The organism is Gracilibacillus thailandensis (genome assembly GCF_010994055.1).
Classification (GTDB): Bacteria; Bacillota; Bacilli; order Bacillales; family Amphibacillaceae; genus Gracilibacillus; species Gracilibacillus lacisalsi.
Map to the genome: position 1 here is coordinate 1 of NZ_WJID01000017.1, position 20,771 is coordinate 20,771.

At 34.3% G+C, this 20,771-nt stretch carries 20 protein-coding genes, 4 pseudogenes and 1 riboswitch; of the genes and pseudogenes, 17 read left to right on the plus strand and 7 right to left on the minus strand.

Annotated features, from left to right (window positions below):
* Positions 1 to 914 precede the first annotated feature (914 nt).
* From GH715_RS06725 to GH715_RS21925, 4 genes are all read left to right on the plus strand, one after another.
* Positions 915 to 1,712, plus strand: a complete 798-nt coding sequence (locus GH715_RS06725; RefSeq protein WP_153834714.1) for a MerR family transcriptional regulator — start codon at positions 915 to 917, stop codon at positions 1,710 to 1,712.
* A 91-nt stretch (positions 1,713 to 1,803) separates the two neighbouring features.
* Complete coding sequence (locus GH715_RS06730) at positions 1,804 to 2,511, plus strand: ABC transporter ATP-binding protein (RefSeq protein ID WP_153834715.1); 708 nt, start codon at positions 1,804 to 1,806, stop codon at positions 2,509 to 2,511.
* Complete coding sequence (locus tag GH715_RS06735; protein ID WP_153834716.1) at positions 2,511 to 4,853, plus strand: ABC transporter permease; 2,343 nt, start codon at positions 2,511 to 2,513, stop codon at positions 4,851 to 4,853. The genes GH715_RS06730 and GH715_RS06735 overlap by 1 nt, the downstream gene beginning before the upstream one ends.
* 3 nt (positions 4,854 to 4,856) lie before the next feature.
* Positions 4,857 to 5,018, plus strand: a complete 162-nt coding sequence (locus GH715_RS21925; protein WP_163578513.1) for an AAA family ATPase — start codon at positions 4,857 to 4,859, stop codon at positions 5,016 to 5,018.
* A gap of 268 nt (positions 5,019 to 5,286) precedes the next feature.
* Here GH715_RS21925 and GH715_RS06745 read toward each other — a convergent pair whose 3' ends face one another.
* The gene (locus GH715_RS06745; protein ID WP_153834717.1) at positions 5,287 to 6,156 is read right to left on the minus strand and encodes an aldo/keto reductase; all 870 of its coding nucleotides are present in this window, start codon (positions 6,154 to 6,156) and stop codon (positions 5,287 to 5,289) included.
* The gene (locus tag GH715_RS06750; protein ID WP_153834718.1) at positions 6,140 to 6,529 is read right to left on the minus strand and encodes an ArsR/SmtB family transcription factor; all 390 of its coding nucleotides are present in this window, start codon (positions 6,527 to 6,529) and stop codon (positions 6,140 to 6,142) included. The genes GH715_RS06745 and GH715_RS06750 overlap by 17 nt, the downstream gene beginning before the upstream one ends.
* Positions 6,530 to 6,931: 402 nt before the next feature.
* On the opposite strand from GH715_RS06750, the gene GH715_RS06755 reads away from it, so the two are divergent.
* The gene (locus tag GH715_RS06755; RefSeq protein WP_240469357.1) at positions 6,932 to 7,120 is read left to right on the plus strand and encodes a hypothetical protein; all 189 of its coding nucleotides are present in this window, start codon (positions 6,932 to 6,934) and stop codon (positions 7,118 to 7,120) included.
* A gap of 25 nt (positions 7,121 to 7,145) precedes the next feature.
* Positions 7,146 to 7,751, plus strand: a pseudogene (locus GH715_RS06760) (site-specific integrase); the annotation flags it as partial.
* 569 nt (positions 7,752 to 8,320) lie between these two features.
* Here GH715_RS06760 and GH715_RS06765 read toward each other — a convergent pair.
* Positions 8,321 to 8,524 (minus strand): hypothetical protein, encoded by a 204-nt coding sequence (locus GH715_RS06765; RefSeq protein ID WP_153834719.1) that lies wholly within the window; start codon positions 8,522 to 8,524, stop codon positions 8,321 to 8,323.
* 162 nt (positions 8,525 to 8,686) lie between these two features.
* Complete coding sequence (locus GH715_RS06770; protein ID WP_153834720.1) at positions 8,687 to 8,950, minus strand: hypothetical protein; 264 nt, start codon at positions 8,948 to 8,950, stop codon at positions 8,687 to 8,689.
* 103 nt (positions 8,951 to 9,053) lie between these two features.
* Between GH715_RS06770 and GH715_RS06775 the strand changes: the two genes are divergently transcribed.
* Positions 9,054 to 9,404 carry an alpha/beta fold hydrolase gene (locus tag GH715_RS06775; protein WP_228760260.1) on the plus strand — a complete coding sequence of 117 codons (351 nt, stop codon included), beginning with the start codon at positions 9,054 to 9,056 and terminating at the stop codon, positions 9,402 to 9,404.
* A gap of 1,055 nt (positions 9,405 to 10,459) precedes the next feature.
* Positions 10,460 to 10,768, plus strand: coding sequence for a hypothetical protein (locus GH715_RS06780; protein WP_153834721.1), 309 nt, complete (start codon positions 10,460 to 10,462; stop codon positions 10,766 to 10,768).
* Between the two features lie 731 nt (positions 10,769 to 11,499).
* Here GH715_RS06780 and GH715_RS06785 read toward each other — a convergent pair.
* The gene (locus tag GH715_RS06785) at positions 11,500 to 12,243 is read right to left on the minus strand and encodes a hypothetical protein (RefSeq protein WP_153834722.1); all 744 of its coding nucleotides are present in this window, start codon (positions 12,241 to 12,243) and stop codon (positions 11,500 to 11,502) included.
* Positions 12,244 to 12,424: 181 nt separating this feature from the next.
* Between GH715_RS06785 and GH715_RS21930 the strand changes: the two are divergent.
* Positions 12,425 to 12,640, plus strand: a pseudogene (locus tag GH715_RS21930) (IS4 family transposase); the annotation flags it as partial.
* Between the two features lie 154 nt (positions 12,641 to 12,794).
* Here the strand turns inward: GH715_RS21930 and GH715_RS06790 are convergent.
* Entirely contained in the window at positions 12,795 to 13,391 is a 597-nt protein-coding gene (locus GH715_RS06790) for a TetR/AcrR family transcriptional regulator (RefSeq protein ID WP_153834723.1), read from the minus strand.
* Between the two features lie 96 nt (positions 13,392 to 13,487).
* On the opposite strand from GH715_RS06790, the gene GH715_RS06795 reads away from it, so the two are divergent.
* From GH715_RS06795 to GH715_RS06825, 8 genes and pseudogenes are all read left to right on the plus strand, one after another.
* On the plus strand, positions 13,488 to 14,201 hold the full coding sequence (locus GH715_RS06795; RefSeq protein WP_153834725.1) for a GAP family protein: 714 nt from the start codon (positions 13,488 to 13,490) through the stop codon (positions 14,199 to 14,201).
* 24 nt (positions 14,202 to 14,225) lie between these two features.
* Positions 14,226 to 14,447: a hypothetical protein gene (locus GH715_RS06800; RefSeq protein ID WP_017795852.1), complete on the plus strand. Its 222-nt coding sequence runs from the start codon at positions 14,226 to 14,228 to the stop codon at positions 14,445 to 14,447.
* A 127-nt stretch (positions 14,448 to 14,574) separates the two neighbouring features.
* Positions 14,575 to 15,702 carry an acyltransferase family protein gene (locus GH715_RS06805; protein ID WP_240469358.1) on the plus strand — a complete coding sequence of 376 codons (1,128 nt, stop codon included), beginning with the start codon at positions 14,575 to 14,577 and terminating at the stop codon, positions 15,700 to 15,702.
* 459 nt (positions 15,703 to 16,161) lie between these two features.
* The gene (locus GH715_RS06810) at positions 16,162 to 16,599 is read left to right on the plus strand and encodes an RNA polymerase sigma factor (protein ID WP_153834727.1); all 438 of its coding nucleotides are present in this window, start codon (positions 16,162 to 16,164) and stop codon (positions 16,597 to 16,599) included.
* Positions 16,583 to 16,735, plus strand: a complete 153-nt coding sequence (locus GH715_RS22015) for a hypothetical protein (RefSeq protein ID WP_455429202.1) — start codon at positions 16,583 to 16,585, stop codon at positions 16,733 to 16,735. The genes GH715_RS06810 and GH715_RS22015 overlap by 17 nt, the downstream gene beginning before the upstream one ends.
* Complete coding sequence (locus tag GH715_RS22020) at positions 16,728 to 16,838, plus strand: helix-turn-helix domain-containing protein (RefSeq protein ID WP_455429201.1); 111 nt, start codon at positions 16,728 to 16,730, stop codon at positions 16,836 to 16,838. The genes GH715_RS22015 and GH715_RS22020 overlap by 8 nt, the downstream gene beginning before the upstream one ends.
* Positions 16,839 to 17,355: 517 nt before the next feature.
* A pseudogene (locus GH715_RS21870) lies at positions 17,356 to 17,541 on the plus strand (DUF3173 domain-containing protein).
* A 38-nt stretch (positions 17,542 to 17,579) separates the two neighbouring features.
* Positions 17,580 to 18,790 (plus strand): annotated as a pseudogene (locus tag GH715_RS06825) (tyrosine-type recombinase/integrase).
* A 56-nt stretch (positions 18,791 to 18,846) separates the two neighbouring features.
* Here the strand turns inward: GH715_RS06825 and guaA are convergent.
* Complete coding sequence (gene guaA, locus GH715_RS06830) at positions 18,847 to 20,367, minus strand: glutamine-hydrolyzing GMP synthase (RefSeq protein WP_276208104.1); 1,521 nt, start codon at positions 20,365 to 20,367, stop codon at positions 18,847 to 18,849.
* Positions 20,368 to 20,644: 277 nt separating this feature from the next.
* A riboswitch (purine riboswitch) is annotated at positions 20,645 to 20,746 on the minus strand.
* Between the last annotated feature and the right edge of the window lie 25 nt (positions 20,747 to 20,771).

The following is a 20,771-nucleotide window of genomic DNA, read 5'->3' on the forward strand; positions in this document are numbered from 1 at the left end:
CACCTCTCTCTGTATCACGATACATCTATTATACTATATTTTGCATGGTGGATCGGTCATTTCAGGAAAAAAGAAAGCATGCAAGCACTTGAATAGTTGAACAATCGAGATGGCAAGTGAGCCATCTCTTGTCCGAAGGCAATTCATCTCCCACCTACTCATTTTCATTCCTTGAGGTGGGAGTCTTCTCGCCTATTGCTGATAAAGGTAGACAACTTTATTATCTTCGAATATTAGGCTACTAAGCCGAACACCAAAAAAATAATCCCTATCAATATTTTTTATTGGTAGAGAATTTGGTAAGAAACCTATTAGAATTAATCATCTGCATGTCCTCCACCGACACTTATTCTACTAATTATTTACAATAACTTTGCCACTACAATATCCACAGCAAAGCTGCTTTTCCTTTACGGCAGTATCTCTACTTAGTTATCAGTGATTGGGGGCAGGGTCCCGATCGCTGATAACTTAGTAGAGATCGTGGAGTTGCTTGTATTTTTATTGCAGAGAGCTAATGGCTAAAAGCAGTGGAGGTCAATAATACAATGTTATTCTCTTTTCAACTTAATAAGTAAAATGAAGGAGCAAAGAAAAATTAGCCTTTGTTCCCTTTCTAGAAATTTCAATCCTACTGAATATACAATTTATATTTCTTCTCTTTTTTCAGCTTAATGTCTTCTCCTATAATTGAATTCAATTATTTTCGATTTATTATAACTGGAAACTAATCATTGAAATCTAATCTGAATTTAGACAGATAACAACCATATATTGGTGGTGTAAACAAATTTTTTATTATATTCTAAATATGAAAGTAGCATAGAGTTAAGCTTCTTCTAGAGCAGTATTATTTTATTAAATTAGGGATATTAAATAAGTGCTTACATCTCAATTAATATGGGGGGAGTATTATGTATACTATCGGTCAAGTAGGTAATTTTTTAGGAGTCTCAAGAGAAACATTAAAGTATTACGAAGAAAAAGAATTGGTCAAACCTAAGTATGATAATGAAAATGGTTATAGAAAATATAATGCCTATGATATCCATGATGTCATCACGACGAATTTTTATAGAGAGTTAGATATAGAGATCAAGAAAATTCAAGAGATAAGGCAATGTAAAAGCGTAGATGATTTAGAATTTTTATTAGTGGAGCAAGAAGCGAAAATACTTGAGGAACTTGCATATAAAAAACGTCTCTTAAAGAAGATAAATTCTGTGAAGGAAGATTATTGTAAAATTAAAGAACACTTAGGTGAATTTACGGTTAAAGAGATGGAACCAATAGAAGTAAAAGGTGAATTAACTGAATATGCTGCTTACGATGAATATGAAATTATAAGAAATAGTACCGATAGTTTAAAGAAAGCAGTTACTTTAACAAGTGCTAGACGTGTAATACATTTTGATGAAGAAGGGATAAAAAAGGAGAGATTCATCGTTGTAAGAGAAATAGAAGATACCGACAATAGTCTAAAAGGAGAAGTACTTTCCCATTCAAAGTGTATTTATACGGTAATAGAAGATGGTAGATTTGTTAATGGTGAAAAAAATATTGATCATGAAGTGGGACAAAGTCTTTTAAAAGTAGCACAAGAAAAAGGTTATAAATTAATAGGAACAGCTTATATAAACATACTATTGACTACATATGAAAATGGACTTGAACGTGTGTTTTTAGAAATGTATGCTCCCATAAAACAATAAAAAAGACTTGAGCTGGGGGTAACCCACAGGTTTAGAATGAAGATGTTAGTAAAATTTTACTAACATCTTCATTTTTTAGGAGTGGGTTATCATGAAAAAGAAATTAATAGAATTTGAAAATGTAACGAAAGAATACAAAATGGGTGACATGACTATTAAAGCCTTAGATGGGGTGGATTTTTCAATCTATGAGGGCGAGTTGGTTGTTATTTTGGGAGCAAGTGGTGCTGGCAAAAGTACTATTTTAAACATTCTAGGTGGAATGGACACAGTTACGTCAGGTGAAGTGTTTGTTAATGGAAATGCAATTACTAAATATGACGAAAAAAAATTAACAGTATTCCGTGCCGAAGATGTAGGTTTTGTGTTTCAATTTTACAATTTGATTCCCAACCTGACTGCACTTGAAAATGTAGAGTTTGCTTCTGAAGTGTGCAAAAATCATCTGAATGCAAATGAAATATTAGGTGAAGTTGGACTTGATGAACGTAAGGATAACTTTCCATCACAACTTTCTGGAGGTGAACAGCAAAGAGTTGCTATAGCCAGAGCTGTTACAAAAAATCCTTTACTGTTGCTTTGTGATGAACCTACTGGTGCACTGGACTACAAAACAGGTAAATCGGTTTTAAAACTTTTGCAGGATTTAAATAAAGAAATCCAAAAATGCATTGTCTTAATTACACATAATGCTGCTATTGCTCCTATTGCTGATCGAGTTATAAAAGTGAAAAGCGGAAAAATAGAGGAAGTGAAAACTAATGATGTAACTCAGAGTATAGAGGAGATTGAGTGGTAATGAGAAAGTTAAATTTAAAATTACTAAGAGATATAAAAAAGTCCAAGGGGCAGTTTTTATCAATAGTGTTGGTTATTGCGGCAGGTGCTTTTTTTTATGCTGGATTAGTTACAATAAGCAGTGATCTTAGCGAATATACCGATAATTATTTTGAAGAACATAATTTAGCAGATTTCAATGTCTATTACAGTGAAATTACGAAAAGTGAAATATCTCCGATAAAGGATATTGAGGGGATTAATAATATTGAAGGTAGATATACGTTTGAGGCAAGTCAAATCTTTGATGATTATCATACATCCTTGAAAATACATAGCATCCCGCAGAATAACCAGATCAACACCATAGCTGTAACGAGTGGCAGCACTCCATCCAGTGAAGAAGAGATCTTGTTAGATTCCCGTTATGGCGAAGCTCATGATTATGCAATTGGTGACAAGATCACGATTCATACAGATGATGGAAGTTTTGATTTTATTATTAGCGGATTGGGAGAAAATGTGGAGCATGCATTTAATATTGAGGACCCATCCCTTGTTCTTCCAAACCACAATACGTATGGTGTGGCCTATATCCATGAAGATCGAATAGGAGAAATGGCAGGCGGATTTTATTACAATGAATTAATTGTAGATGTACAAGAGGGATATGAGATGAATCATATCAGTAATGCCATTGAAGAATATTCACAAGAACTTCCTTACCTTTACCTGATAAATAAAGAAAGAGCAGTTAGCTATTCTGCAATAAACGTAACCATTAGTAATAACAAATTAATGAGTACTGTGGCTCCTCTCATACTGTTTATGGTTGCTGCCGTTATCATTTTTCTAACCATGTCAAGACTTATCGACTCTCAAAGAAATCAAATTGGTATTATGAAAGCATTGGGTGTTAAAGACAGTAAGATTTTACTGCATTATATGGGATATCCTGTTTTGATAGGAGTTACTGGTTCTATTTTAGGTTGGTTAATTACTGCCGTAACCCTTGTTAATGTACTTAACTCAGTAATCGAACAAACCTATTCTTTACCGAATCTTAGCTTGTCAGTTTCGTTCTATACTATATTTCCACCAATTATTGTTTCTATATTTTTTGGAGTAATTGCCTGCTTTCTAAGTGGAAGAAGTATTTTAAAGGAACGAGCAGCGCAGGCATTAAGACCGAAGCCACCAAAAAAAATGAAAAAAATTTTAGTGGAAAGAATCCCTCGATTTTGGAAAAAGTTATCCTATGGAAATAAATTGATTCTGCGAAACATTTTTCTAAACAAAAAGAAGGCTTTAGCAAGCTCTGTTGGAGTAATTGTTTGTGTAATTCTCTTAATCACTGCTTTTGGCTTTGAAAGCTCAATGAAAACTATTGCTTCCCAGATTAATAAAGTTTATAAATATGATTTTAGAGTGGATTATAAAGATGGAATATTACTTGAGACTGTAAATTTGCCACCTGATGTTGATAAATATTTTGAAATTGAAACGATCCCTATCGAGCTTGTAGATTTTGCTGATGAAAATAATGCCTCCATGGTTATTACGGAAAAAGAGAATAATTTAATTCACTTCTTTGATAATCGGATTAACAATATTGTATTAGATGACACGGGTGTGCTAGTGCCAAAATCATATGCTGATATATATGATATATCAGAAGGAGATACAATAAAAGTTAAATTACTTGGTTCTGAGCAGCAAGGACAGCATATCAATATTAACGTAGCTAAAATATCAACTCAATATACGAATCCGTCTTTTTATAGTACTCCTGAGTACATCAAAAGCCTTGGTGTTGATTACAATCCATCTTCCTTGTTGGTTCACTTGAACAATAATGCAAATATAGACAGTGTTCAACATCATTTTGAACAGGATTCTTCTGTTGATAGGATTTCTGATAAGAGTGATATTGAAAAATCAGTGGACAATATTATTGAGCAGAATAATCCAGTTTTTATTATATTCATCCTTTGTGCAATTTTATTATCCTTTGGTGCAATATTTACCATTTCCTCGATTAATATTTATGAGCGTACACGTGAATTAGCAACCTTAAAAGTAATAGGTTATCAAAAGAATAATATCAATCGTATTATTTTTGTTGAAAATATCATATTGACTTCAATTGCAGTTATTATTGCTCTACCAATCAGCGGTTATGTGTATAGAGTGGTTGTTCAAGCATTATCCAGTTCCAATCAACAAATTCCTGATACTCTTAGTTTTGTTTCAATAGGTTTGGCAATCTTACTTACATTTGTATTAACATTCATATCGAATTTATTGCTCAGAAGAAAAATAATGAAAATCGATATGATTGAATCATTGAAGAGTGTTGAATAATTTATTGGAAAAAACGATGCCGGAAAATCAACAATTGTTGAAGCTTTAGAAATATTTTTTAATAATTCCTTGATTGTCTGCGAAAGAGAAGATTTAAGTGTTGGAGCAGAAGATCAAAATATAGAGATTACATGTATTTTTAATAAGCTACACCAAGTTCCATAAAACGTTTAATATGCTCATATTTAAAAGCGCTAATTTACTAATTACAATTTTAGATACTTATAGTCCGTATACTCATTATCATCAAAACAAGATCCAAGTGTGGATTTAAAATATAGTCGTACTGTTTATAAAAAAGATGTACCGTTTTGAATAATGTTATACCGTTTATAAAATGGTTGCACTGGAAACTGTTGATCTTCTTTGGGCTGTTTTTTCGAATAATAAAAACGCTAAATTCCGCATTGGGTATTAAAATTATTCACTGAACTTACTTAATGAAAATTTTCATCAGTTTATTGTAAAATGGATTAACAATGTAACCGGTGGGGTTTATCGAATATCTTCTACCCGTGTTGAGTTGGTTGATTTTTCCCATTTCTTCACTGGATAACGTAAAATTAAAGATTTCGCTGTTTTCTTTAATTCTTTTTGGATTTGATGATTTTGGAATAATAATAATTCCTCGTTGGAGATGCCAACGTAGAATGACTTGAGCTACAGTTTTCTGATGTTCATGGGCAATGATTTTTAATTCCGGATGTTCTAGCAACGCTTTATTCCCTTGCCCCAACGGACCCCAAGCCTCATGTAAGATGCGGTGATTCTTGAGGTAATCATGAAGTTCATTTTGCGGAAACTCCGGGTGAGTCTCAATCTGGTTAATCATCGGTGGGATTTTGGAATGTTTCATGAGTTTTTCAAGGTGCTTAATTTCAAAATTCGCAACCCCAATAACCTTGATCCTTCCTTCCATGTACAACTCCTCCATTGCTTTCCATGTTTCCAGGTAATGTGGTGAAGCAAAATGGATGAGGTACATATCAAGGTATTTTACATTCAGCTTTTTACAAGTTTGTTCAAAAGCTTTCTTAGTAGCTTTGTAACCATGATCCGTATTCCACACTTTTGAAGTAATAAAAAATTGATCTCGAGGAATCAGGCTTTTTTCAATGGCTACGCCTAATGCTTTTTCATTTCCATAAATTTTTGCAGTATCAAAGTGGCGAAAACCTATCCGGATAGCCTCACTAATAGCCGTTTCAAATTCTTCCTTTTTCTTTATTTTATACACCCCAAAACCTAATTGAGGGATTTTTACGCCATTAACGGCTTCCACTACCTTAGTTTTTACAGTCATTTTCACCCTCCGTTCCTTTCGACCTGATAATAGTGCCTGCTTCACATTTCAAAAATATTTTCTCGATCTGATCAATGAGATTTTTAAGTAATTTAAGCCTGCTTTTTGAGTCCAAGTGATAATAATTCATGGTCCCCTCTTTATGAACATTAATGATCTTTGCATCCTTCAAAATTTTTAAATGATGGGATACAGTTGGGCGTGAAAGATGTGTTTTTGCCGTAATCTCTCCCACTCGCATACCGGGATGTTGTAGTCCTTGCATGAGGGTAATAAGGATGGCTTGCCTGGTTTGATCCCCGATTGCAAATAATATATCCTGATTTTTTTTAAATTCGTATACTAGATTTTGTTCGTTCTCCTGATTAATCATTTTTCCTCTCCTATAAGATGGTATATATTTTTGAACCAATAGAATCTTTTTCTTTAAAGAATGTCAGACACTGCCTTTTTCTATTTGGATTAATGAATTAATTCTTTCGACGAAATAATAATACCAAGGTTCTTATTTTTATACCACATCGGGAAAGAAAATCGAGATCATTGATTTTTGAAACCATATAACTTGCCATTTCGTTAGTATTTGATAACATGTTTAAACATAATGCATAGTTCTAAGTAGGTAAACACGGCTATAACTGTGACTGAATGTTAAAAAGGCTACTGTTTGCAGATTTGTTACCGTGGAAATTGCTGTGATAAAAAGGAAGTAAGTATTCATATTTCAGAACACCCTTCTATTAACAGGATTTTAAAGGAACAACACAAGTAGAAAATGATCAAACTTTATTGTAATGCTACACCAAGCCCGTTCACTTTTACAAGGCAAAGAAAAGGAAGTAAGCCATCCTTAGAAAGTAAAGCTCACCCTGAAGAATATCCCAGAAGGGAGATTGTAAACAGAAATGAGTTTGAGGCTGAAAATGCAGTATATAAAAATATTCAAAATAACCGCTTTTTTTAAAATGTACCCTATAGAGTAGACACTTAAATTTGAAAAAGTAATTTCTTTCATTTATAAAGAGGATTACTACCAACATTTCCTTTTTGTTTCTTTATGGTTCTTGTTTATGACAGGAATGTGAATTGGTGAAGCTACCGCCATTAAATGGGAGGATGTTGATTTTAATTCGGGAACAAAAGCAAGTGTTCGACACATTGTACTTGATGAATGTACATTAAATATCATTAAATATTTTATCAAAATGGAAAAATGTGCAACAAGATCTTATCAAAACAGATTTTGTGATGAGTTACAGTGACATTCCAACACAAAAACATACTCTCTCACATGTTTTTGAGCGTTACGCTAAACTAGCTGGCATTCACCGAATCAGAATTCTTGGATTGCGTCACTCTTATGCTTCGTTACTTATTAATATGGGGAAAACCCGCTCATCATTAAAGATCGTCTAGGGCATGAAGATATCGAAACAACTTTAAGAACATATGGACACCTCTATCCAAATAGCAACTTTGAAGTAGCTAACACACTAAATGGAATCATCACATTCAAACAAGCTGAACAAAACTATGATTCCTCACCGAAAAATCAATTCACTGTTGACTATTTAAGAAAACAAAAAGTGCAATAAAAAATAAAAAAGAGCCAAAAACCCTTGAAACACAAAGGTTTCTAGCTCTACTACAACTACTCCCACTCTACTTTCACGATGCTAGATATAGAGCAATATCATTGATTTTAAAGGGTTTTAAAGAAGTATTAATCTATATAAATTGATATAGAAAATTAAAATAATGCAATTTTAATGCAATAAATGCAAATCACAGTAAGAGTTATCACTAAAATATTTGATATTTTAAACAAGAGACGTTTCATATTGAAGTGTCTTTTTGAATGGAGAAATAACAGAAGAATAGAATTAGGTTTCTATTTTATTTAAGTCTAACGAACTTAATTAACTAAAGGACTTTCTTATAGTTGATTTGATCAAGATAGAGCAGTTGACGTTCTTCCTTATTTGACAGAAGAACTATGTCTATCGGTATTCCCAATATATTTTGTAGCTGAATCCGCAATGTTCTTCTTAGCCGAATAAGCTTGATAATTTCTTTGTAAGATCTATTTCTATATACAATCAATAAGTCAATGTCATTTGGAGTTTGTGTATTTAGAGATGAACCAAATTGATAAATACTAATCTCATTGAACTCCATCATAATATTTCTTTCCATCATGATATCCAGAAAAATACTCTTCAGGTTTTTCAAAGTTAAGTGCTCCCATCAATTCATTAAATATGCTTTGAGAGTATTCCTTAGCTTCAAGAGTATATCCATTCCACATTGAAATAGTTACAATGGCATCGATATCATAAGAGCTAGAAAACTCCATTACATCTGCCAAACTAACAGTATATATATTGGTAAGTTATATTTTATAATTCCTCCATCATCCAATTCAACAGAATAGTAATATTCATTTACTTTTTTTAAGTCTATTACTTTATTATGTTGTCTTATAGCCTTTTCAAAAAAGTCAACACTTTCAAGTCTAGGGATATCACTACTATTCACCATCTGAATCACCATTTTTTAAGATAATATTGGTAATCATTTTACTAAATGATTGGGGAAAAGTCTTGTAAGCGGTGCGATCAATACGATTGGTATGATTAAGTTTTAAAATTTGTACATGCTCTTCGAATTCAATAAAAATTTCAAATTCAGAAGTAGTAAACAGTGAACTGTTTTGATGAAATAACTCCACTATTTCATCGTCGTTTTTAAAATTTTCTATTTTCCGTTCATCCCAAGCGGTCTTTACAGACATACTTAGGGGATTACGTATTGCCGTTTCAGAGTGTGGACCAAAATTACTCCATATTAAAAAGTTTCTTTTCAGAGTTTCTAAAGTTGCACCAGATGTCGAGAAAATGACTAATATAACATTAAGCGAGGCTTCCCGGAGCGTTTCTATCGGAAAAGCATACGATTTATTGCGTGAGATGATGATACATAATATTCAAAAGACCTTTGATTGGAAAACATTCAAAACTGTTTCCTCCAATTCAGCGATGGAAAGATTGGGAGAAATTAAAACGAAGACACTTTTTATCATAGGCGAGGAGGACTCAGAAGATCTCTTTAAAATCGCACAATTATATAAGGAAATTCCCAATATTAACTTTGTGAGTATACCTGGTGCTAATCACATCATCACTTTGACCCATCCTAAGGACGTTTCCGACCACATCAGTCATTTTTTGAGCTTACTAGAATGGTAATATCACGAAAACACAGATAAGGGATCAGTCCCAGTTCGGGGAAGCAATCGACCCACCATAACGTTATCCTGAATGTGGTTACCGTCAGAAAGTCTTTAAAGACTACTTATCATTTAAGTTTGAGACTCCTAAATGGCTTGAGGTAGATAAAATACATTGAATATGCCTTTGAAGTTATAGTCCGTTTGTGTTATAATGAGCTGCACTTCAAAGGGGCATTTTGTTGAACAGTTGCAGGAAGTAGCTTTATTATATTACAGCTTTTCCTTCCATTACAGGCGTAGCCGTCATATTTTTAGTAAAAATACAGTTCACGGATAAGCTTGTAACTTGTTGAAGTTAAAAATAAATTATTTTTGAACGGCAGGAAATTAGAGGAAAAATTCACATTTTGAATCATAGGTTTAAAAAATAGTTACTTTTCAATAAAAATCTGATAGGAAGTGTGAAAAAAATATGTTGGATACTATATGTTTTTTCTGCAAAAATAAATTTACGATTAATCATTCTGATTCACAATATTATAAAATCAAAAAAGGAGAAAATAAATACTATATATGTAAAAGTTGCAATAATTCATTTCAACAAGAAGCGATTAATAAAACTGGAATAAGTCCGGATCAAATTGATGATTATGATAAGTTTTTCCGGTATGAATAAAACTCTCTTTAATATCGCGTAAATTTCAATTTTCTCATCATTCTTACAGCCGAACATCTTTACTTAAAAATCTGAAGGGAATGCCAAGGCAAAAAGAGGTAGTTAATTGAGTACGAATTAATGCTTTTTTGTTGAAGTTTTTAAGCGAACTAGCAGGTAGCTAAGAAGGGAATTTATTTTACCACGTAGAAATAGGTATAATAGTATTTCAAACTAGTACAGAAAGTAGGTTGCTCATTGGATATTTCTACCTTACTTATTGATAGTATGTTGGAAAAATGTATATCTGAAAAAAATGGGTTTATCCAGCAATTAAACAATTATCAGAAGAAGACTATGGCCTCCAACTCCAGAGAGTAACCATAGCAAATCTAATATCTCATATAAAAGGTCCAGTGCCTCAACGACTTGAAACAGTATTTTTTAATGTAGCAGATAAAAGAGATAGAGATAAAGAGTTTGAGCGAGGGCTTCATTTATCAAAAAAAGAAGCTCTTACACTTGCTAATGAATCATTTGATATAATTCAGATTTTAGAAGATGCGAGATTAAAACCCCAATTGTTAGTGTCGCAACCTCATCTGAATATGCCTCCACTTACTTTTAGTGCTAATAGTAACGAATTAACATTACTCAATATGATGGTACAAATTGTGCCAGAAATACATAACCCTACAGGGCAAATTATGACATTGCAAAAATGAGGAAGGGAAACGTTAGTTCACGTTGCATTTTCCTTATGTTTAGCGAATCGAAGAGGTTGCTAGAACGATTTCTGATGCTATAGACCAGTAAACAAACATCTATGTAAAGGTTTTTCACCCTTATGATCAATTGATACTGCACGGAATTATTGAATCAGTTGATCAATATTGCCAGCGGATGAAACTGCGCCATGAGAATAATGAGTGTACATGGGTAAATCTCTGTGACATTGTGGATATTTATTCTAAAAGTGTCCCATAAAGCTTCCCACGAAACTTTTTAGTTCACTTTTGAGCTGTCTGTTTTCCTCTTCAAGTTTTTTGATACGCTCATTCTTTGCTGCCAGGAGGAGATCCTTACCTTTATCCGTTATCTGTTTTTAATTTTTTGTACGTGTATGGCTTTCCTTTTGTTCTCTTAGCACTTCAATTTGCTATCTGATATCCGGTTGATTGTAAGATAATAGAATTGCACCTATCCCTTTCATACCAATCGTTAAAGCTTATTTTTCATGTCCGAAACTTGAATTAATAACAATTTTTTCAAATCCACATCAGATTCACAAAGAAAATGGCCTTAAATGGGCTAATTTCTTTATAAGAATAGCGCCCGATTGTGGAAAATTGAAATGTGAAAGAGATGCAAAGCTCCTGTCGATTAGGGAAGTCCCACTACATCAACAGAAGCACCTTTTACATATACCTCTAATTGTAATAAACACAATATGAATTTAATTAGGGCTTTCCATTTCACTCATGAATAACCACGAACTGAGCACCAATACAATAATAACTACGTAAAAAAGTACGGTTTTCAATTTGGGCTTACTCCCACTTTTCAAAACTTGAACACCTAAAGGAGGAAGAGCTATGCAGAGTCCTGTTAGTGAGATTATCGTTGTCATATTTGTTCCTTTTAGTACCCCCAATGCTAAGACAAACATCATTCCTAAAGCAAGTGATCGAAACCACCCAAAAACCTTAGACAGATATGCTCCTATAGCTAATACAATCCAGCCAAAAAGGATAGAAAAATTTAATATATTAACAACATTGAACATACCGTAAAACTCGCCAACAAAATTTGTAGCTACTTCAACATTTTCAATTTCTACAATTTGAAAAGCGAAGTGATCTACTCCCGAGTGGAACGCCCTTGCAAATAAACCAACAATTACTAATAAACCACCCCAAAGACCTAGACTTGGCTTTTTTATACTAATTAACTGTACAAGGATTAAAATAGCTGGAAATAATAAAATCATTCCAATTAAAAATAGACTATAGGATGTGAGCATTAAGGTTGGATGTGTATCATAAGCTGCTAACTGATCAGGGAAAAAGAAATTATATTGTATTCTAAGCAGTGCAGAAATAACTAATAAGATAGGAGCTATTATTAAAGAAAGCCCTCCTAACCATCTTCCTGGGAATGAGTCTATATCATTTTGTAATATACTTCTTTCATTGAACATAATTTTTTCTCCTCCTAGCACAATACTTTGTTAATCGACAATGATATAATCTTAATGGGTTTACAGTTGCATAACAGTTACTAAACGACTTTCATTTATTAACTGGCCACGGCCAACGTGAATAAAACAAGCATTGGGTTAGCTTTCTTCTTTTTGTCTTCTCTTGAGGTTCAAATCATCCTCCTTATTTCCATCTAATCGAAGTAAGGAGATTGAACTGTTTAGCAGAATGAAGAACCACACAACTGGAAGGTTTTCAAGGGATTTCGTATGCTCACTCTTGGCTGGTCAGATGGTGTGTCTTTTAGGCCGAGCGCTTTTTTCTTTGAGTTCAAAAACAGAGAAAAATCGGTACCAGAACATCGATTCGAATATAGACAAACGAACAGTTAGTTTCTTCCACTAATCTGCTTTTTTAACACAATAGTAGTTGCCAAATTTGGGTCACTCCTTGTTCGGCTATTGCAGCTTTTAAGTGAAAAAAATCAATTTTTTTCTAAAAAACAAAATCTACTAACTCATTGAATAATATTAATACATAACCAATTAACTCAACTTTTATTACAGAGTGTTTCTAAATGATAACGGATTACTTCCTTCACCTTATCTGGAGAGTAGACGTCAGTTCTTAACAGAGCATGAATGGACAATCCATCAATTAATGCCGCTAGCCTACTTTTTTCTAATTTTACATTAATTGAATCAGATAAATTCCCTTTTAGGACTAATATCTCAATCATTGAATTTGCTAATTCATATGTACCGTTAGTCATTTCATCTTTCTTTTCTTTTAATGTATCACTTGTAAGTGACTGAAGTGCAAGAATCCACCAAACACTCGTTTCTATTTTCTTTTCTTCATCAATTGGTACAAGCTCCAATAAAACCTCTTCGACAGCCTGCAATGGATTGTCTGACCAACTTTTACTTTGAGATCGTTTTTTACCTTCTTCCAGATAGTAATCCATGATAAATAATAACATTTCATCCTTAGTTGAAAAGTAATGTCTTAACGCTCCAGCAGACATGCCTGCTTCAATCGCAACTCTTCTTATGGAGGCTTTTTCTGTTCCCTCTTTCTTAATTATATTCCAAGCGGCTTCAGCAATTGACTTCCTCTTTTTTTCATGATTAACAATCCTTGGCATAAAAAATCACTTCCTTTTATTAACACAGTGTGTTATTATAATTTTAACACGCCGTGCTATTTAAATTATAACATATAAAAAGGAGGGACTCTATATTTGATCGAAAGTATTGAAGCATTGATGCCTTCTTCATCAATAGACACATCGATAGCTTTGCTAATTATTTCTATTTGCGCATTAATTGATATATTAAGTCCTGGTGTACTTGCTGTAACAGCTTATTTATTATTGACACAGCCTAATCAATTATCTTCTCGCTTGCTTGTTTTTTTATTTATTACGCAGTTTGGCTACTTCGTAGTGGGCTTATTACTATACTTTGGTGGAGATTCATTATTGAAAGGAATTGGAAAATTATCTGAATTTGACTTTATCAATTGGTTTTATCTCCTTTTTGGAGCAGTTATTGTTCTAATTAGCTTCTGTAAACCAAATGATACTACAAAAAAGCGTTTAATTTCATTTATACCCCAAAAAACAACGATGAAAGGGATGATCATATTAGGTATCATTGTTTTTCTAATTGAATTTGTAACTGCATTGCCTTACTTTTATTCAATTTTATTAATGAATCACCTAACAATTGAGCCTTCCTCTTCTATCTTTATTATAATTGGCTACAATCTTGTAATGGTGCTTCCTTCTCTTCTTTTGTTAGGGGTTAATATTATGTTTAAAGAGAGACTGCAACAATTTCTAAATAAAATTAGATCAAAATTAAATGAAGCTCCGATTTCCTCACTGTTGGTAGCGATAGGAGTAGTAGGTGCGGTTTTTTTCAATATCGGTCTTAGAGGCATATTAAATTAAAAAATTATTAATGAGGTGTTCATCATGAAAGAAATAATCAGTGGACTTGGTCTACTTTTTGTTATACAGGGAGTAGGCGGATTAATTAATCATTTGACTAATGGTGGTAAAAGCTGGTTTTTGGTAAATTATATTAATGCGTTTCAGGGATTTGAAATTGTTATGGACATTATTTTTATTGTAGTTGGTGGGGTCATAAGTTTAGCCTCTTGGAAAATAGGCGGATCAACTAAAAGAGAAAATTAAAATATAGAGCAATTAGGACGGTTTATACATAGCCGTCCAGTTTGGCGGATGCTCCGTTGAAATATATTTTCAAATGTTTATAGAGAGGAACATAAGAATTATTATGAATTCAAGACATATAGGGAGCTTGTCTCCCCAAAAGGAAGAACGATTATATTTTATTGATAACCTAAGAGGAGCTCTTACAGTGTTGGTTGTGCTTCATCATTTGGTGTATTTTTCCATCTACAACGAGGTATTAATACAAGGGTCTATTGGGGTTGTAATGGGCCTTCTATTCCTTGCTTTTAACCAGACTTTCTTTATGGGGACATTTTTTCTTATTTCTGGTTACTTTGTCCCTTTATCTTTTGAACGAAATGGGGCAACTCGGTTTATCAAGGATAGATCTACCCGATTCCTAATCCCATTTATCTTCTATATTTTCATTCTTAGCCAAGTTCAAGCAATTGAAGCCTATATACTTAACCAAGAGCCATTTACATGGCAAACCTATTTTTCACATTTAACTTACGGGCCGATGTGGTACGTCGAGCTACTTTTCGTATTCGTTTGTTTATACGCAGTCTGGGCGAAGTTTATGAGTAAAAATAAGCTATCAGTAGTTCGTCAGAGTAAGCCACCCACCTACACAATGCTTGCCATCTTTGTCATGATATTAGCAGTATCATATTTCATCATAAGACTGTGGGTCCCTGCTCTCGACTTGCCAGGCGGATCTCCCAAGGTTCGAGCATTCGTTGGACTATTTACAGCAAGCGGCTATGATCTCCCACAATATGTTGGGCTATTCATTTTGGGCATCATCGCTTATCAACGCAATTGGTTTCGAAATACCCCTGATTCTATGGGGAGGGCGGGTTTTGGAATTGCAATTGGAGCATCGATTCTTCTCCTTCCCTTAGTCTTGATATTTGGGGTAGACGGATTACAGTTTTCTGGCGGCTGGAACTGGACATCTTTGGTTTATTCTCTTTGGGAAGCTCTATTTTGTGTTGGCGTCATTCTCGGATTAATCATATTCTTTCGCAAAAGAGTTTTTCATCAAGGAAAAGGTTGGACCTTCTTGTCAGCCCATTCCTTCGTGATTTATATCATTCATATACCGATTATCGCTATTGTTATTGCTGGATTGAAGGTCATCCACTTTCCACCACCCTTCATGTTTTTAGCTATGATTCTGATCACGATACCACTTTGCTTCTTGTTAAGTTATTTAATTAAGCAGATTCCCTTTGTGTCAAAGATACTTTAGGGATGGTGAGTATTAAAGAAGAAATGAGGATACGACGACAACCATATCTGCCCTTATGCTTCTCAAAAATAGAACTAATGAGCCTTTTCCACTTTGAATTTTTATCTGAGTGCTTAAAAGTATTAATTTTATAATAATAAGTGTTACGTGGAATACCGGAAATTTTGATTAATGCCTTCACAGGATAATCGTGCCTTAGTTCATATACTACTTTTACTTTTTGTTTTGTCGTAATTTGTTTTCTTCTTGAACTAACTTTTTTAAATAGAATTTTCCATTTAATAATATGTATAAATTTTTAGTCACACTTGGCTTATGTTCAGTTGGGCTTTTTTGTATTTAATGAATATTTTTTTAAAATATTGCTCTTATTTTTGGCATTTCATAAACAATCTTGTTGAAGGTTATGAAATGGGAAATCATCACTCACCTTTGCAGTTGCGAAGGGAGAGGAAATGCATGATAGAACCAGATCGTACCGAGTGGCAAGTTCGCTGTGCATTTAATGCTTTTTGTAAACGTGTATTGAGGAATGAAGCAATTAATATTTTCAACGAAAGACAACAACGACAAGCAAAGGAGATGACATTTTCTGATCTCACACCACAAGAAGAAAATCAACTCTATACCTTAGATCAGCAATATGAAGGAGAAGAAGGACAAAGTTTTCAAGTGGTTGGAAAGAAAATAACTCCGAAATTACTCGCTGAAGCGTTGCGTACTTTGCCAATAGAAAAGCGTAAGACAGTCCTACTATACTATTTTTTTGATAAATCAGATGTAGAAATAGCCGAACTACTCGGTATTCCACGTAGTACCGTTCAGTATAGGAGGACAAGCTCTTTCAAAAAGTTAAGACGATTTTTGGAGGAACATGCAGATGAATGGAGTGATTAATTCTAATGTTGGAAACAACGAGCGTGGTTTATTGCCGTACCCAATTATTTTAGCTGCAAATAAGGGTGAGCCAGAAGCAATGAAAGTAAGTTGTTCTACATTATGGAAGCTATATGACAAGCCTATCCATGCGTAAGTTCCGTGATGAACAAGGAAACACGTATTGGGGCATCGATGAAGATACACGCGAACGCTTACGAGCAAAGCTTATGCAATCTGTTTTAGCTTTCAAAATTTGAATACAGAATGGTTAGGTTTTCCCTTTCATTAATCATATATTTGTTCTTTGACAAAGAAAGCACGGAAGATAACGCCGTACAGTATAAGCAAAAAATCAGATACGTTCTACTGATGACGAGCCACCTGCTTCATACGCCATGACTTCCAAAAGGAACGAGCGATAATCTATGAATCTAACGTGATCGTGGTGGATTGCTGGCGATAACACATCAGTACGGATAATGATACTCCCTTATCGTCATAGTTCGAGCGTTTGAAGCGTCGCAAGCTATGAGTAGGGCTGGAAGAAATACTTGCAGGGGTGAAATTCCCGTGGAGCTGTACCAACAGCCGTCTGATTTTTGACTTTCAATTTAGCAAGACAAATTACAGTAACCATCAAGTTATGACAATAGAACCTTTTTATTTTAGTGCAAGGGTCAAATTCACGCCATGTATTAGAATTAGTTTTATAGACGCGATATGATAGTAGACAGATATCAAATAGCATATCCTAGTCTATGGAAAGGAGTTCATATGGTCACAGTCACTAAAAAAGACTTGATAGCGCTAGGTTATGGTCCCTCTTTTTCAGCTGATATCATTCGAGAATGTAGAAAACTAATGATTTCAAAAGGACACACGTATTATTAATCTAAAAAGTTAGATCGTGTTCCTAAAGAAGCTGTAGAGGAAGTATTAGGGATAACTTTAGATGTGTGATTTGTACTTCTTGCACTAATTGCGTAAGGAGTAAAATCATGACTAAAGATATCGTCAAAAAGGCAAAGAACGGAACTTATTATTTTAGGGCAAATTTAGGCTATCACCCCATCACTGGAAAGCAAATTCAGAAATACCGTAGCGGTTTTAAGACTAAAAAAGAAGCAAGGGAAGAATATTCAAGGTTACTACTAACAAAGTCTGACGCATTAGAAGAAAAGCAAGATGACATTTTATTTCAACAGTTTATTGAAGATATTTTCTTACCCTGGTATAAAACACAAGTAAAAGGAAGAACGTACAATAATCGATTACCAACTGTAAGAAAACATTTCACTTTTTTTAATAACTTAATCACAACGGAAATTACTCCAATCCACGTTCAAAAATGGCAATTAGCGTTATCTAAAAAGAAGTATCGTTCTTCTTATATTAGAAATGTTCAAGGGTTGTTTTCCATGGCAATGGATCGAGCTGTTGTTTTAGGGTTGGCTGAAAGTAATCCATCGAAAGTTGTCGGAAATGTGAAAAAGGCAAAGACAGAAATAGATTTTTGGACAAAAGAAGAATTTGAAAAAGTCATCTCTCTTTTTTATAAGGAAGACTACTATCAACACTTTTAATTTATCTCATTATGGTTTTTATTTATGACAGGTAGCGGATTGGAGAAGCCACTGCAATTCAATGGGAAGATATTGATTTTGACAAAGGGCTGTTATCTATCGATAAAACACTCTACTATAAGAATTTAGAAAACTATTCTTTTGTAGAACCAAAAACAAAAGCTAGTGTTCGTCATATTGCATTAGATGGGGATACATTAACTTCACTCCACGAATGGAAGGACGTGCAGCAATCTGTCGTTCAAACCAATTTTGTAATGAGCTATAATGGTATTCCCACACAAAAGCATACATTAGCGAATTCCATTACACGTTTTTCAAAAAAAGCTGGAGTTCATCGAATTAGTTTACATGCTTTAAGACACTCCCACGCTTCTCTGCTTATTAGTATGGGTGAAAATCCATTAATCATTAAAGACCGCTTAGGACATGAAGATATTGAAACGACACTCGGCACCTACGGACATTTGTATCCTAACAGTAACTTTGAAGTAGCCCATAAATTAGAAGGTATTATGTCTTACCAAACAGCAACAGAAAATGAAGATACTTCACCCAAGAATCAATTCACTGCTCGTTACCTGCGTAAAGGTTTAAAAACAAATAATGCAATAACAATGCAATGAAAATAGAGTAAAGAGCCGAAACCCTTGTAAACAAAGGGGTTTCAGCTCTCCTACAACTACTCCCACTCTATCGTAGCTGGCGGCTTACTCGTCACATCATACAACACACGATTAATATGATCCACTTCATTAACTAATCTTACAGATATCTTCTCCAAAATATCCCACGGAATTCGGGCCCAATCAGATGTCATTCCATCAATCGACGTTACGGCACGGATACCGATCGCATAATCATACGTACGAGCATCTCCCATCACACCTACACTGCGAATGTCCGGTAAGACTGTGAAATACTGCCAGATGTCGCGATCTAATCCAGCTTTTTTAATTTCCTCACGTAAGATCGCATCTGATTCACGAACAATCTCAACTTTCTCTGGCGTGATTTCGCCAAGTACACGGATACCAAGGCCAGGTCCCGGGAATGGTTGACGCCATACGATCTCATCAGGTACTCCAAGTTCTGTTCCTAAAGCACGTACTTCGTCTTTAAACAACGTATTTAATGGTTCAATTAACTGAAATTCCATATCTTCTGGTAACCCACCAACATTGTGATGAGATTTAATCGTTTGAGCTGTTTCCGTACCACTTTCAACAATATCCGTATAAAGCGTTCCTTGAGCTAAGAAATCCATGTTTTCTAATTTCGCAGCTTCATCATCAAACACATAAATAAATTCATTACCAATAATTTTACGCTTCTGTTCAGGGTCTGAAACACCTTTTAACTTGGAAAGGAAACGTTCCTGGGCATCGATTTTGATAATATTCATATTAAACTGATCACGGAAGGTACGCATTACTGTCTCACCTTCATCTTTACGTAATAAGCCGTGATCAACAAAAATACATGTTAACTGATCACCGATCGCTTTATGAATAAGTGCAGCAACAACTGAAGAGTCAACACCACCACTTAATGCACATAATACATTACGGTCACCGACTTGCTCTCTGATTTTATCTACTTCCATATCAATGAAGTTTGCCATTGTCCAATCGCCTGCACAGTTACAAGCTTGGAAAACAAATGATTTTAATAAGTCATTGCCATATTCCGTGTTACGTACTTCTGGATGGAATTGTACACCAAATAGCTGCTTATCTTTATTACTCATTGCTGCAACTGGGGTGGAAGAGCTTGTTGCTTCAATATCAAAGTCTTTTGGAGGCTCGATAATCTTGTCACTATGGCTCATCCAAACTACTTGTTCTTCCGGAGTTCCTTCAAAAAGTAATGCTCCCTCTTTGACATGAATATCTGCTTTACCATATTCGCGCTCATTAGCACGTTCTACTACACCGCCGAAATGATGGGTCATCAACTGCATGCCGTAGCAAATACCTAAAACCGGTATTCCTAAATCAAAAATACGCTCATCACAACGGAAGCTGTTTTCACCGTACACGCTGTGAGGACCACCTGATAGAATAATTCCTTTTGGATTCATTTCTTTTATTTCATCGATTGTTAAACGATGAGAATGCAGTTCACTATATACCCCAAATTCACGGATACGTCGTGTAATTAATTGATTGTATTGACTACCAAAATCTAATACTAATATCATTTCATTGTTTACTTCCAAGTTGTCCACTCCTTCAGTTTGATTACATTCTATATCATACATGCATGATGATAGTTACTCATTATTTGTTGTAAAATCTCCATTGTTTATTGCGAAATTCGCTACCTTTATTGCGAAATCTCCATCGTTTATTGCGAAATTCGCTACCTTTATTGCGAAATCCCCATCGTTTATTGCGAAATCCCCATCGTTTATTGCGAAATCATCTTTATCATAAAAAATCTGCCTTTCTTCATAATAAACAGAAAGGCAGAAATCCCGGCAAGACCCCCGCCTTCATAGTCCGAACATTTACGGTGTTCTAGTAGAAACGTTTGAGCCTTATTCTCAAACATATATGAAGGTGATATGATGATGCAGGGAAGACTGCATCGAATATTCGCTTT

Coding starts and splice junctions, on each gene's coding strand:
- GH715_RS06730 (WP_153834715.1), top strand. CDS start 1,804: ATGAAAAAGAAATTAATAGAATTTGAAAATGTAACGAAAGAATACAAA.
- GH715_RS06800 (WP_017795852.1), top strand. CDS start 14,226: ATGAAAGAAATAATCAGTGGACTTGGTCTACTTTTTGTTATACAGGGA.
- GH715_RS06775 (WP_228760260.1), top strand. CDS start 9,054: ATGACTAATATAACATTAAGCGAGGCTTCCCGGAGCGTTTCTATCGGA.
- guaA (WP_276208104.1), bottom strand. CDS start 20,367: ATGATATTAGTATTAGATTTTGGTAGTCAATACAATCAATTAATTACA.
- GH715_RS06770 (WP_153834720.1), bottom strand. CDS start 8,950: ATGTCTGTAAAGACCGCTTGGGATGAACGGAAAATAGAAAATTTTAAA.
- GH715_RS06755 (WP_240469357.1), top strand. CDS start 6,932: ATGATCAAACTTTATTGTAATGCTACACCAAGCCCGTTCACTTTTACA.
- GH715_RS06790 (WP_153834723.1), bottom strand. CDS start 13,391: ATGCCAAGGATTGTTAATCATGAAAAAAAGAGGAAGTCAATTGCTGAA.
- GH715_RS06785 (WP_153834722.1), bottom strand. CDS start 12,243: ATGTTCAATGAAAGAAGTATATTACAAAATGATATAGACTCATTCCCA.
- GH715_RS22020 (WP_455429201.1), top strand. CDS start 16,728: ATGCGTAAGTTCCGTGATGAACAAGGAAACACGTATTGGGGCATCGAT.
- GH715_RS22015 (WP_455429202.1), top strand. CDS start 16,583: ATGAATGGAGTGATTAATTCTAATGTTGGAAACAACGAGCGTGGTTTA.
- GH715_RS06745 (WP_153834717.1), bottom strand. CDS start 6,156: ATGACTGTAAAAACTAAGGTAGTGGAAGCCGTTAATGGCGTAAAAATC.
- GH715_RS06750 (WP_153834718.1), bottom strand. CDS start 6,529: ATGATTAATCAGGAGAACGAACAAAATCTAGTATACGAATTTAAAAAA.
- GH715_RS06735 (WP_153834716.1), top strand. CDS start 2,511: ATGAGAAAGTTAAATTTAAAATTACTAAGAGATATAAAAAAGTCCAAG.
- GH715_RS06810 (WP_153834727.1), top strand. CDS start 16,162: ATGATAGAACCAGATCGTACCGAGTGGCAAGTTCGCTGTGCATTTAAT.
- GH715_RS06725 (WP_153834714.1), top strand. CDS start 915: ATGTATACTATCGGTCAAGTAGGTAATTTTTTAGGAGTCTCAAGAGAA.